Raw genomic sequence first — 12656 nt, forward strand, 5'->3', positions numbered from 1 at the left:
ATGGTCGCAGCTGCCGTTTTGGCATGTGAACACAGAACTGCGAGTGGCAGCACCTGCGTACGATGGTTCGACGACATCGGCATACGGTCACCGCGACGTCCGGTGCTCCCGAATTCAGAGGTAGCCGACCGCGAGGTGACGCATGGTAGGGACGAGTCGCTTTCTGCGCCTTCTCCTAGTGCTGGCCGTCGTACTTGCGGCATCGTTGATCGGCATCCTCACGCGCCCACCAGGTTTGCTCGCGACTTTCTGGTGCGCCAACGCCATTCTGCTGGGAATGATGGTCAGATGGCCGGTCCTGATCGAATGGCGGACGTGGATCGCCGCGGCCGTCGGATACGTCTGCGCTGACCTGATTACGGGCAACTCGCTGTCGCTTGCCCTGCAGCTGAACGGGGCCAACCTCGCCGGAGTGACGCTCGGTGTTCTCGTTCTGTACTACTTGAAGCGCACACCGTTCCGATTGGTCGATTCGCAGTCGCTGGTATGGATGGTCTTCGTTTCGTTCGTGGCGGCGACTGGTACCGCGGCCACGGCCGGCGCCTTGGACCGGCTCTTACGCGGTCAGTCCTTTGCTGACACGTTTTTCCACTGGGGTGCCACCGAGGTCATGGCGTACCTGCTGGTCCTTCCTCTCATTCTCACTCTCACCATCCCGTCGAGCCTTGCCGAGTTCCGCAGGAAACTGACCGCCAGAACTGTCGCCGCTCTGAGCGTTCCGCTACTCGCCACTGCAGCCTGCGTGCCGATCGCCCTCAGTATCGAAGGGCCGATTGCGCTGGTCTTGCCGATTCCAGCTCTCCTCTGGTGTGCCACTCGCATCTCGGTTCCGAGCACTGCCTTCGTTTCAGTGGTCTGGTCGGTGTGGTCACTCATGATGGCGGGTAGCGGTCGACTCGACATCGGAGATCAAGCCGCCTCGACGTGGAACGAGGACGTCATCACATCCATAGCGGTCACACTGATCGCGTTGGGGCCGATAGCGGTTGCCTGTGCGACCGAGGAACGCCGTGCTGCCGAGCGTGAGCTCTTCCTTGCCGTCGAATTCGACCATCTGACCGGGGTCCTCTCGCGTGGTGCGTTCCTCGGCCACGCGGAAGCGGAACTTGCCGACGCGGCTCGCACACAATCTCCGGTCGGCCTGCTGATGCTCGACCTGGACCACTTCAAGAGCATCAACGACACGCATGGACATATGACCGGTGACAGCGTTCTCGCGAACTTCGCCGAGCGGGCCGCTGACCGATTGTCGGACGGCGATCTGATCGGAAGGCTCGGCGGCGAGGAGTTCGCCGTTCTGCTTCCGGACTGCAGCTACGCGCGAGCAATCGATGTCGCCGAGGCGGTCCGCGGCGCGCAAGTCGAGTACTCGGCCGAATCAGATGTGACGAGCACCGTCAGCGTCGGCGTCGCGTGGGTCGATCATGCGACGCCGGCGCTGTCGACCCTCATGAGCGTCGCAGACGAGGCTCTGTACGACGCCAAGCGTGCTGGGCGCAACCTCGTGAAAGTGCACCGCGTCGGCAACGACACCGTGCCGCAACGGAATTCCGAGCCGGACACTGCCACCCGCACCTATCGCAAACCTGCGCTACCCCGAACGATCCGGCGAGGATTTGGCCGCGAAGGTGTGGTGGACGGCCGATAACCGCGCTGACCTGCATCGGGATTGGCATATAGTCGCACCCATGCAGCTTGATTCGACGCCTTCGCCCCTGCCGACGCTTCCGCTCCGATTCGGAACCCCACTGACCGAGAACTCCATCCGCGTGATGATGTTGGGATCAGGCGAGTTGGGCAAGGAAGTTGTCATCGCGCTGCAGCGTCTGGGCGTCGAAGTGATTGCGGTGGATCGGTATCCCGATGCCCCTGGGCACCAGGTGGCTCATCGTGCTCATACCGTCGACATGACCGATCCGGAAGCACTGCTTGCCGTCATCGAGTTGGAAAAGCCTCACTTCGTGGTTCCCGAGATCGAGGCCATCGCGACGGATGCGCTTGCACTCGTCGAAGAACGCGGGGGTGCGGTGGTCATTCCGACCGCCCGAGCCACCCAGCTCACGATGAACCGTGAGGGAATCCGTCGGCTCGCGGCCGAGGAGTTGGGCCTGCCCACTTCGCCGTACGCTTTCGCGGACTCGCTTGCCGAAGTGCAGGCAGCGACAGACCGAATCGGTTTCCCGTGCGTCATCAAGCCAGTCATGTCCTCGTCGGGGAAGGGACAGTCGACGGTTCGATCCGCCGAAGATCTCGACGCCGCATGGGATTACGCGATGGCCGGAGGTCGTGTGAATCACGGCCGGGTGATCGTCGAAGGCTTTGTCGATTTCGATTACGAGATAACGCAATTGACAGTTCGAGCCGTCGGTGAGAGCGGTCAGGTCGAGACGTCGTTCTGCGAACCGATCGGGCACCTGCAGGAGGCCGGAGACTACATCGAATCGTGGCAGCCGCAGCAGATGTCCGCGGTTGCCCTCGCCTCGGCCCGAGACGTCGCCGAGAAGGTGACCACGGCTCTGGGCGGGCGAGGCATCTTCGGCGTCGAGCTATTCGTGAAGGGCGACGACGTCTTCTTCTCCGAAGTGAGCCCACGGCCGCACGACACCGGATTGGTGACTCTGCGGACGCAGCGACTTTCGGAGTTCGAACTGCATGCCCGCGCGATCCTGGGCTTGCCGGTCGACACGACGCTCACGTCTCCGGGAGCATCGGCAGTGATCTACGGCGGAGTGGAGGCAAAGGGGATCGGATTCGACGGCGTCGCCGAGGCGCTCGCGGTTCCCGAGACGGACCTGCGGCTCTTCGGCAAGCCGGAGAGCTTCACGCGTCGTCGCATGGGTGTTGCAGTGTCGACGGCCGCCGATGTGCCTACTGCACGCGACCGTGCTCGCGAGGCTGCGTCGAAGGTGCGTCCCGTCGGATGAGTCCAGCGGCCGAGGTCCTCGTCGGGCTGGTCATCCTGGTCGGTCTGATCGGTGTCGTCGTTCCGATTCTCCCGGGGACGCTTCTCGTTTTCGGTGCAATTCTGGTGTGGGCGATCATGACCGGTGGTGCCACGGCGTGGACGGTGTTCGCGCTGTCCACGCTGGCACTGGTGGTCACCGGGATCGTGAAGTACACGTGGCCGGGCAAGCGGATGAAGTCCGGGGGAGTGCCCAACCTGTCGGTGGTGGTCGGCGGCGTCGTCGGCATCATCGGGTTCTTCGTGATTCCGGTCGTGGGGTTGTTCCTCGGATTCATCGTCGGAACGTATTTCGCGGAACTAGCGCGGCTGCGCCGTTACGACATCGCTTGGTCTTCGACGCTTCACGCGGTGAAGGCAGTCGGATTGTCCATGCTGGTGGAACTGTTCGGAGCGCTGATCGCGGCGGGGCTGTGGCTGGGAGCCGTTGCGTTCACCTGAGCGCAGCGGTACCAGGAGCGGGCGTTGTCGCACATGACCGCGGGCAGGTCGTCGCCGACAGCGTCGGCGATCACGTCCAGGTCGTGGACCTCGAACGCTCGACGTGCCCGTGTACCGGGTAGATCGGTGCCGAACATCAGCGCAGCGGGATTGACCGCGTGGATCTGGCGCAGCACATCGCTGACGTCGGAGATGGTGGTGCGGCCGAACCCGGTGGCTTTGACGCGCACTCCGCGGTCGACGAGGTTGAGGAGATACGGCAGTCCGCGGGTGGACATTCCCAAATGGTCGATGCTCACCGCGGGCAATTTGGCGAAGACCGGTTCCAACGACAGCAACAGCGTGGCATCGACGTAGAACTCGGCGTGCCAGCCGACCAGATCGAAAGCGCGGTTGGCGAGATCGGCGAGCAGACGCAGGTCGGTGGCGCCGCGGCGCAGGTTGAACCGGACGGCACGCACTCCCAGTGCGTCCAGGGCAACGATGTCTTCATCCGTCGCATCGAGCGGCAAAGCAGTGACGCCCACCCAGCCTTCGCCGAGTTCGGACAAGGCAGCTTTCAGGTATTCCTGGTCATTGCCCTGGTACGACGCGGTCACCACCGCGCCGCCGTCAACGCTGAGGCCCTTCAGCGAGGCAATCCGGGCCCGGTAATCGGCCACGGTGAAGGGCTCAGGCAGGTACCCGTGATTCTCGACCAGCGGGAAGCGCGGGTCGATGATATGCACATGGGCGTCAAACACGGGGTCTATTTTGCCCTGTTGCCTTGGGTCCCTGCACACACCACCGGCCCGATGTGACCTGGGTCGCGTCGGGCCGGTGGAGGGCTTCTGTTCAGTTACTTCCGCGCACTCAGTTCGCGCGGTCGGGCTCGGATGCCTTCAGCATGTCGTGACGCTCGACGACCTTGATGCGCTCACGGCCCTCGGGCTCGCCCAGGCTGCGCTCGTGCGCGTCGAGGCGGTACCAGCCCTGCCAGGTCGTGTACGGAACCTGCTTGCCTTCGAGGAACTCGATGACGGCGTTCTCGTCGGGGTTCGCGGCGCCCGCGAAGTCGACGGAATCCTCGAGAAGATTCGCGACGGTTTCGTTGGCGTCACCCTTGGTGTGGCCGATGAGGCCGACGGGGCCGCGCTTGATCCAGCCGGTGACGTAGGTGGCCGGCATGAACCGGGCTGCGCCCTCGGCGTTGTCGTCGGCGACGACGCGTCCGGCGTCGTTGGGGACGGTGCCGGCCTGGTCGTCGAACGGCAACTGCGTGATGTTCTGCGAGAGGTAACCGACGGCGCGGTACACGGCCTGGACATCCCAGTCCTTGTACGTGCCGGTGCCCTTGACGTTGCCGGTGCCGTCGAGCTGAGTGCGCTCGGTGCGCAGGCCGACGACTTTGCCGTCTTCACCGAGGATCTCCGTGGGAGATTCGAAGAAGTGCAGGAACAGCTTGTGAGGACGGGCTCCGACGTCGCGAATTGCCCAGTCCTGCAGCGTATTCGCAACCATGTCGACCTGCTTGGAGTTGCGGCGAGCCTGCTCGGAACCCTCGTCGTAGTCGATGTCCTCGGGGTCGACGATGACCTCGATGGTCGGCGAGTGGTCGAGTTCGCGCAGTTCGAGAGGGGTGAACTTGGCCTGGGCCGGGCCGCGGCGTCCGAAGACGTGAACCTCGACGGCCTTGTTGTTCTTGAGGCCCTCGTAGACGTTGGCGGGGATCTCGGTCGGCAGCAGTTCGTCGCCGGTCTTGGCGAGAACGCGGGCGATGTCGAGGGCAACGTTGCCGACGCCGAGGACGGCGACCTTCTCGGCTTCGAGCGGCCACGTACGCGGTACGTCGGGGTGGCCGTCGTACCAGGAGACGAAGTCGGCCGCGCCGTAGCTGCCGTCGAGTTCGATGCCCGGGATGCCGAGCGCACGGTCGGCGTTGGCGCCGGTGGAGAAGATGACCGCGTCGTAGAACGACTGCAGGTCGTCGAGGGTGATGTCGGTGCCGTAGTCGATGTTGCCGAGCAGGCGTACCTGAGGCTTGTCGAGCACCTTGTGCAGGGCGGTGATGATGCCCTTGATGCGCGGATGATCAGGCGCGACGCCGTAACGAATCAGGCCGAAGGGCGCGGGCATGCGCTCGAAGAGGTCGATGCTGACGCCGCGGCCGGAAACTGCGGTGTCGGATTTCATGAGGGCGTCGGCGGCGTAGATGCCGGCGGGGCCGGCGCCGACGATCGCGACCCGGAGTGGGCGGTTGGAGTCAGTCATCGTGAGGACAGCTACCTTCTTCGAAGTTCGGACAACATATCGACAAGTATCCAATTTAGCCGAACCTAAGCACAGTGCCTCGGTTGCGGCCGAACGGATCCACACTCTCACTCGATCGGTTGTGGGTAAACCTATTCTTTCCTCCCATTCTCCTGTTGTCTCGGGTATCCGGGGTAGGGGCCTGATCCTTGACGGGCCACAATTTCAAGTTGTGGGGGACTATTGGCGTTATGAGTGACGAGCTGCGCGAATCCGACAACATCGATGGCAAGAAGGCGTCTGCGGGGCCGTTCCTCTTGGCTGTCGCCATCGTCGCCTTGATCCTGGGTGGAATCTTCGTCGCATCGTGGATCTCGCCGGCCGAGGAGAACGTCACCGAGTCGGACCGCGTGAGCCGCTCCGTCACCGACTACGTCGATGCCGAGAATCGGAATGACGCGGAGACGGTCAAGACCCTGACCTGCGCGAGCTTCAATTCGAGCACTGGTCCGATGGCCGGCGTCGACGGAACGGTCGAACTGAAGGGTGTGGACGGGGTCGTGGTCAACGGCGATCGCGCCCGGGCCGACGTGACGATCACCGGTGGCGGAGCGGGCGAGCGAGTCTCGACCTGGGCCCTGACCCGTGACGGCAACCGTTGGGTCGTCTGCAACTGACGGCCCGCTCAGGCGCTCACGGCAGTCTTGTGAAAACATGGACTACGTGAGTTACGCAGGCGATCTGACGCCGGAGCAAGCCTGGGAGCTGCTCCGCGAAAACCCCGACGCCGTGCTGGTCGACGTGCGGACCGATGCGGAGTGGAAGTACGTCGGTGTCCCCGATGTGTCCTCCCTCGGCAAGCAGGCCGCACTGATCGAATGGGTGAGCCACCCGACCGGCGCGCGCAATGACAACTTCGTCGACCAGTTGAAGGAAGCCGGCATCACTGCTGATTCCTCCGGGTCGGAGCGTCCGGTGATTTTCCTGTGTCGATCCGGACAGCGTTCCATCGGTGCGGCGGAAGCTGCGACTGCGGCGGGCATCGGCCCGTCGTACAACGTGCTCGACGGGTTCGAAGGCGCATTGGGTGCCGACGGACATCGCGGACTTGTAGGTTGGCGGGCCATCGGCTTGCCATGGAGGCAGCAGTGAGCGGAATTCCCCAGGGTGGCGCATTTCAACGAGCGCTGCCGGACGACGTCGGTCTCGGCACCCTCGGTGTTCGCGGCGGACTGATGCGTACCGGGTTCGAGGAGACTTCCGAAGCGCTGTTCCTCAACTCCGGATTCGTCTACGAGAGTGCAGAAGCCGCCGAACAAGCCTTCACCGGCGAGGTGGATCATTTTGTCTACTCCCGCTACGGCAACCCGACCGTCAAGATGTTCGAAGAGCGTCTGCGTCTCATCGAAGGTGCAGAAGCCTGCTTTGCGACTGCCAGCGGAATGTCGGCAGTCTTCACGGCGTTGGGCGCACTGTTGGCCAACGGCGACCGATTGGTGGCTGCGCGCAGCCTCTTCGGATCCTGCTTCGTCGTGTGCAACGAGATTCTTCCGCGCTGGGGAGTCGAGGTCGTCTTCGTCGACGGTGAAGACAACGCGCAGTGGGAAGAGGCGCTGTCCGTGCCTACCACGGCAGTGTTCTTCGAGACGCCGTCCAACCCGATGCAATCTCTCGTCGACGTTCGACGGGTGTCGGAGCTTGCTCATACAGCCGGTGCAAAGGTAGTGCTGGACAACGTCTTCGCGACGCCGCTTCTGCAGCGCAGCCTCGATCTGGGCGCCGACGTCGTTGTGTACTCCGGCACCAAGCACATCGACGGTCAGGGCCGCGTGCTTGGTGGCGCGATCCTCGGTACCGAAGAATACATCAGCGGTCCCGTTCGAGAACTGATGCGGCACACCGGTCCTGCGCTCAGTCCATTCAATGCGTGGACTCTGCTCAAGGGCCTGGAGACGATGCCGGTCCGTATTCGGCACTCCGTGGCTTCGGCACTCGAGATCGCCGAATTCCTCGAAGGACACTCCGGCGTCAAGTGGGTCAAGTATCCGTACCTGACGTCGCATCCGCAGCACGAGCTCGCGAAGTCTCAGATGAGCGGTGGCGGAACGGTTGTCACGTTCGAGCTCGATGCGCCTGACGGAGAGGGCAAGAAGCGGGCGTTCGAGGTTCTCAACGGTCTGCGCGTCATCGACATCTCCAACAACTTGGGAGATTCCAAGTCGTTGATCACTCACCCCGCCACGACGACGCACCGGGCCATGGGTCCGGAAGGCCGTGCAGCAGTGGGTCTTACAGACGGCGTTGTCCGTCTGTCCGTCGGTCTCGAAGACACGGCTGATCTGTTGGCTGATCTGAAGCGAGCACTCGGCTGAATCGCTGGAGCGCCTTGCCTCGAACTTCCGACGGCAAGGCGTTCTACGGTGCGGGCGTGAGACCCAGTTGTTTGACGTCGATCGTCAACGCCGTCGTATTCAGTGTGAGACCTGAGCTTGTCGTGTCGGTGGGGTAGATCGTGAACAACACCTGCGCCGTCAGATTGGTGTTGTTCAGGGCCGACGTGACCGCGATGAGGTTCGGCGTCGGTGCTGTGCTGTCGTACAGCAGATTGTTGCTCTGATCCGTGACGTACGTGCGAAGGTCGATGTTGGCGGCCGCGAGCCCGCCGCTCAACTTGGTCTTGTCGACTGTCACGTTCGCTTTCAGACGTGGGCCGGTGGCCATCACCTTCGAATCGCAGAAATACGTGTAGTTGAATCCGGGCTTGAGCCGGTAGGTAGTGATGTCCGGGATATATACGAGTGGATTCGGATTGGTGGGCGCGTTGACGTAGACCTGCGAATACCAGCCCCCGCCGCTCGTGGTCACGCACGCTCCCAGATCCAGGGTCCCGGACTGGACAGCGGCGCTTGTCAGGGTCGCACTGTCGGTCCACTTCGCCAATGTGCCCGAACCGCCGAGCAATACGGCTCCGGCCGCGGCAACTGCCATGGCAGCTTTCGTTGTCTTTCTCATCACGGCACCAGCGCCTTGATCTCGTCCGGCAGTTCGCTCGGGGCAGGAGATTCGGCCCAGACTCCCGTTGACGTGTCGATGACGGTGACGCCGCCAGTGGTGATCACATACAACTGATCGGTTCCGGTGAGCCAATGCAGGACAGCGTCGCTGTCAACGGGACCTCGATATACCTCAGCGCCCGATGAATTCGACACGGACACAACCGTTCCGCTGGCAGTCGAGAGCTTCTGGGCGCTGAGACCGGTCGTGGTCGCCGGGGCGTCGACGGGAACCTCGCTCGGGGTGGTCGTAGTTGGTGGCACCGTTGTCGTTGTCGTTGTCGTTGTCGTTGTAGCGGTCGTCGTCTGGGGCGCCGTAGTTGTAGCCGGTGACGAGGTGGTTGTCGACGGTGCAGTTGTGCTGGTGGTTGTCACAGCCGGCGCCAATGTCGTGGTGGGCGTGGTGGATGAGGCGGTCGTGGAAGTGACGGCCGTAGTAGGAGTGCTCGGAGCGTCTGCCGCCAGTGCCGGCGCTGCCGATCGACTGAGAGCAGATGTCCCGCTGATCGGACCGCCACACGAGTAGAGCAGGCCGACGAGAATGCTGAATTGGTAGCCGGAGTACGACGGCGTGACCGACGTGCCGCTCAGTCCATGGATTTCGATGTTGTAGGTGCCGACGATGAGCGGGAACGCGACTGTTGTACCGCCCGAGCCGTATCTCATGGAGCCTGTAGTAGACGTTGCGGTGTAGTCATTCGATCCCAACAAGGATCCGTTGCTATCGCGGGCAATGAGACGGTATGAGCTTCCGACAGTCGCGGGCCAGGTGATTGTCACCGCGACCGGAACAACGAGCGCAAAATTCACCGCGCAACTGGCTGCGCTTGGAGACGTGGGAAAGGTTGCAGCAGTACCGAACTGAATGCTTGTTGCCGTGGCTGTGTCGGTGTACCCCGCCTTGGTACCACCGATCTGGGACACACCGACCACCGTGAGACCGACCGTAGCCAAGGCGACGATGGCCTTGAGGGCATGGGAGTCGCCGCGTATGTCCTGACGATCCCGCTGAGGTTCCTCCGCGTCGGAAGCCTCACGTCGACGGAACGCGATGTACAGGAGCCCGCCGACGGCAATCGCACCAAGCACAAGCCCACTCGGTCCGGACAGCCAGACGGCCACGTATCCGAGGCGGTTGATGCTGAAGAAGACGCGATCGGCTTCGGTGATGACGTAGGGATCGGGATCGGCGATCGGATTTGCATCACCACGCAGTTGTGCGACGGCAAGGTTGTTGCCCTGCTGATCTATTGATTCCACACGATGGGTGATGCGCGTGCCTTGGCTGTCGGAGACGCTGACGATGTCACCGACTTGAATTTCTGAAGCAGGCACTGTTCGCGCAAATGCCAGTGCCCCGGTGTTGATCGCGGGAGACATCGATCCACTCTTGAAGATCAGCGGTGAGATGCCGAAGGCCAATCCGGCTATGAAGAGGGCAATGCAAGCAAATCCTGCGAGCGCGCCGAGCGTGAGCAGAATTTCCTGAATCCGACGTGGCGTCGAGGCTTTCGGTGACATCTTCGTGTGTCGGGACATTGCCATCACACCTTTGCCGTGAAGGTCAGGACGATGTTCGACGTGCTGTTCGTCGGCGGTGTCGGTGTTGTCGGAAGCTGTACCGAGACACATAAATTCTCGGTAGCCCCGACCGCCAGTGGGCGGTCGGGGCTACCGATGGCTTGATTCGCGGTGAGTGTCAGCGCGAGCGAGGACACGACGTTGGCGCCGTCAGTGCACTTGTTGGCAACAGTTCCGTTGGAGGAAACCGTCATTCGTAGAGAGGTCGTCAACGCACCACTACTCGTAGACGTGATCGTGTACTTCAGCGGGACAGTTGTCCCGGTGCCCAGGTTGTTGACCTTGATCAGAGCGGTATTCGAATCGCCGGGAATCATTCCGGACTTGCCAAGCTCACTGAAATTCAGAGACCTGGTCAGAATGGGCTGGGCAATGCTGTTCAACTGCAGATTGATGGACCCGGTCGTGATGTTGCCCGAGGTTGCCGTGGCGGAAGACGTCCAGGCCGCGAGTGTAGTGACACCGCCGACACCCAGTACCATCCCCAAAGCGAGCAGCGCGCGAAAGCGCGTGCTGGTCAACAGGTGACGAATCCGGTGAGCCGGACGGTCAGGGCGCGAGGGCATCGTTCTGGCCTTTCTCGATCTGGGCGGAGTCTGCGGGCGCGAAAGGTGCAGGGTCAGGAGCCAATCGGGCTCGAGCTCGCTCCTTCCGGCCGTCACGGATGCCGCTGATCATCATGTACGACGCGTACAGCAGTAGAGCGGTCACTACGATCACCACGATCACGGTGCGCTGCTCTCCCGTCAGCCAGGTGTTCACGTAACCGAGATAAGGCAGGCTGTACCAGACCTTTCCCCGGATCTGTACTGGCCGTACTTCTTTCTCGTCAGGCTCACCGTTTGCGTCACCCTGGGTGATGAAAGTTCTTTCACCCTTCTGGTTTTCGCTGGTTGCAATGATCCGGTGCGTGACGACGGTCGGCTGACCGGATTCCAGTTGGTACGTAATAGGTGTACCGATCCCCAGTTCGGACGGATCGACAGGTTTGACGACTACCAGTGATCCAGGGTTGTACGTCGGGCGCATCGAACCGGTCAGAATCGTGAAGCGCTGTGCTCCGGCAAAGAAGGGAACGACAATGGTTGCGACGATGACTGCCGAAATTGCCAGCAGCAGTGTCCAGCTGACAATCGAGGTGACCCACCACAGAGGGCCGGTACGTTCACCGCGTTTGGTCGAGTGTTTTGTCATACCGGACCTGCCTGGAACGTGAAGGTGGCCTTGTTCGTTTGACCGGAGACCGCACCAGAGTCCACCGCGAGCCGCAGACACAAGACGTAGGTGCCGCCAGGCACGAGCGGATCCGGCATGTACGCCGGTGAAACCGGGTGCTGCAGCGACGCGGTCATCGGTGCTGACAGCAGGGATGGAACCGCAGGAGCTGCCGTGTTCACGCCGGTCGGGCAGGCGCCTTCGTTGTCGACGCCGTACGTGGTCAACGTGAATCCCGGAAGTGGCGTGGTCGTCGACTGCATTCGCCACCGCAGAGGATCAGCCCCCGAATTCTTGACGGTGAGCGGTGCTTGCACCGTGTTTCCCGGGACAACGGGCGTCGCGGCCGTCGTCAAGTTCGCCAGGGTGTACGCCGCACTGGTTCCGGCAGTTGTACCAACCGTGAGGTTGACGCTGGCGGCTGTCGCCGTACCGCCATTCGCGCTCGCCGAATCGGACCACAGCGCGAGCGACTGCTGCGACGATGCGAACACCGCTACAGCAGCCACCGCGACTGCGATCGCTCCCCAGACCTTTTTCCTCATGAAATTACGGGGCCGGTGTCAGTGCTGTCTGAGTGACGACCAACTTCATCGCCGACAAGTTCAGCGACTGGTTCTGCGCGACCTGATTGGCCACCTCGTTGAAGTTCAGCCGGACTCCGACGTGGACGATCGTTCCGTTCTGGGCTTTGGTGATCTGCGAAATCGGGTTGCCGCCAGTGTCCTTGATTGTCGTCACGGGCACGACAGCAGCGGCAAGCTCGGCGCTGTTCGCACCCGGAACGATTCCGGCCGTATCAGCGGTCAGAACAGCCGCGAGACGATCGCCCACTGCGGTCACAGTGACGTCGCAGGTGTATTCGATGCTTTCGGTCGTGACGATGCGGTAGGCCGAAATGTTGGTGATCGCGGTCTTCGTCGGGTTGAGGGAGTTCCACCCGCCACCGACCGGTGCGCAAGAGCTCAGGTCGAGGGCGCCGGACGTGACGGGCCCGCCGCCACTGACGTCGGCCGAATCGCTCCAGACTGCGAGCGAGCCGGCACCGCCGAGGAGGAGAGCACCGGCCGCCGCAGCAGCGATCGCACCCTTGGTCTGCTTCTTCATGAAAATCTCATTTCATGTCTGGGACCCGAAATGGGGCCATTCAGACATGAGTATCAGACACGGCAAAC

14 protein-coding genes are annotated in these 12656 nt (G+C 62.5%); 6 read left to right on the plus strand and 8 right to left on the minus strand.

The window, feature by feature from the left end; translation table 11 throughout:
• Positions 1–142 precede the first annotated feature (142 nt).
• From ACN50D_RS21010 to ACN50D_RS21020, 3 genes are read left to right on the plus strand one after another with little or no spacing between them, the layout of a single operon-like run.
• Entirely contained in the window at positions 143–1648 is a 1506-nt protein-coding gene (locus tag ACN50D_RS21010; RefSeq protein ID WP_231783042.1) for a GGDEF domain-containing protein, read from the plus strand.
• A 40-nt stretch (positions 1649–1688) separates the two neighbouring features.
• Positions 1689–2924 carry a formate-dependent phosphoribosylglycinamide formyltransferase gene (gene purT, locus ACN50D_RS21015; RefSeq protein WP_003944342.1) on the plus strand — a complete coding sequence of 412 codons (1236 nt, stop codon included), beginning with the start codon at positions 1689–1691 and terminating at the stop codon, positions 2922–2924.
• The gene (locus ACN50D_RS21020; protein WP_007726816.1) at positions 2921–3403 is read left to right on the plus strand and encodes a DUF456 domain-containing protein; all 483 of its coding nucleotides are present in this window, start codon (positions 2921–2923) and stop codon (positions 3401–3403) included. The genes purT and ACN50D_RS21020 overlap by 4 nt, the downstream gene beginning before the upstream one ends.
• On the opposite strand, the gene ACN50D_RS21025 is transcribed toward ACN50D_RS21020, so the two are convergent.
• Together ACN50D_RS21025 and ACN50D_RS21030 are read right to left on the minus strand one after the other, a co-directional pair.
• Positions 3307–4146, minus strand: coding sequence for an amidohydrolase family protein (locus ACN50D_RS21025; RefSeq protein ID WP_223304639.1), 840 nt, complete (start codon positions 4144–4146; stop codon positions 3307–3309). The two genes, ACN50D_RS21020 and ACN50D_RS21025, sit on opposite strands and share 97 nt — an antisense overlap.
• 109 nt (positions 4147–4255) lie before the next feature.
• Positions 4256–5653: an FAD-dependent oxidoreductase gene (locus ACN50D_RS21030; protein WP_003944405.1), complete on the minus strand. Its 1398-nt coding sequence runs from the start codon at positions 5651–5653 to the stop codon at positions 4256–4258.
• A gap of 230 nt (positions 5654–5883) precedes the next feature.
• Between ACN50D_RS21030 and ACN50D_RS21035 the strand changes: the two genes are divergently transcribed.
• From ACN50D_RS21035 to ACN50D_RS21045, 3 genes are read left to right on the plus strand one after another with little or no spacing between them, the layout of a single operon-like run.
• Positions 5884–6309: a hypothetical protein gene (locus ACN50D_RS21035; protein WP_019749485.1), complete on the plus strand. Its 426-nt coding sequence runs from the start codon at positions 5884–5886 to the stop codon at positions 6307–6309.
• Between the two features lie 46 nt (positions 6310–6355).
• Positions 6356–6784, plus strand: a complete 429-nt coding sequence (locus ACN50D_RS21040; protein ID WP_007726822.1) for a rhodanese-like domain-containing protein — start codon at positions 6356–6358, stop codon at positions 6782–6784.
• On the plus strand, positions 6781–8004 hold the full coding sequence (locus tag ACN50D_RS21045; RefSeq protein WP_212633980.1) for an O-succinylhomoserine sulfhydrylase: 1224 nt from the start codon (positions 6781–6783) through the stop codon (positions 8002–8004). The genes ACN50D_RS21040 and ACN50D_RS21045 overlap by 4 nt, the downstream gene beginning before the upstream one ends.
• 43 nt (positions 8005–8047) lie before the next feature.
• Here ACN50D_RS21045 and ACN50D_RS21050 read toward each other — a convergent pair whose 3' ends face one another.
• From ACN50D_RS21050 to ACN50D_RS21075, 6 genes are read right to left on the minus strand one after another with little or no spacing between them, the layout of a single operon-like run.
• Positions 8048–8644, minus strand: a complete 597-nt coding sequence (locus ACN50D_RS21050; protein WP_047269470.1) for an alternate-type signal peptide domain-containing protein — start codon at positions 8642–8644, stop codon at positions 8048–8050.
• Complete coding sequence (locus tag ACN50D_RS21055) at positions 8644–10224, minus strand: signal peptidase I (RefSeq protein ID WP_212633981.1); 1581 nt, start codon at positions 10222–10224, stop codon at positions 8644–8646. The genes ACN50D_RS21050 and ACN50D_RS21055 overlap by 1 nt, the downstream gene beginning before the upstream one ends.
• A 5-nt stretch (positions 10225–10229) precedes the next feature.
• The gene (locus tag ACN50D_RS21060; protein WP_082920554.1) at positions 10230–10832 is read right to left on the minus strand and encodes a SipW-dependent-type signal peptide-containing protein; all 603 of its coding nucleotides are present in this window, start codon (positions 10830–10832) and stop codon (positions 10230–10232) included.
• Complete coding sequence (locus ACN50D_RS21065; protein ID WP_064443277.1) at positions 10816–11460, minus strand: signal peptidase I; 645 nt, start codon at positions 11458–11460, stop codon at positions 10816–10818. The genes ACN50D_RS21060 and ACN50D_RS21065 overlap by 17 nt, the downstream gene beginning before the upstream one ends.
• Positions 11457–12026, minus strand: a complete 570-nt coding sequence (locus ACN50D_RS21070; RefSeq protein ID WP_212633982.1) for a hypothetical protein — start codon at positions 12024–12026, stop codon at positions 11457–11459. The genes ACN50D_RS21065 and ACN50D_RS21070 overlap by 4 nt, the downstream gene beginning before the upstream one ends.
• A 4-nt stretch (positions 12027–12030) precedes the next feature.
• Positions 12031–12588: an alternate-type signal peptide domain-containing protein gene (locus tag ACN50D_RS21075; protein WP_047269467.1), complete on the minus strand. Its 558-nt coding sequence runs from the start codon at positions 12586–12588 to the stop codon at positions 12031–12033.
• Between the last annotated feature and the right edge of the window lie 68 nt (positions 12589–12656).

Origin of the sequence: Rhodococcus sp. SB1D (genome assembly GCF_048573875.1) — a bacterium.
In the GTDB taxonomy this organism is placed as follows: Bacteria; Actinomycetota; Actinomycetes; order Mycobacteriales; family Mycobacteriaceae; genus Rhodococcus_F; species Rhodococcus_F qingshengii.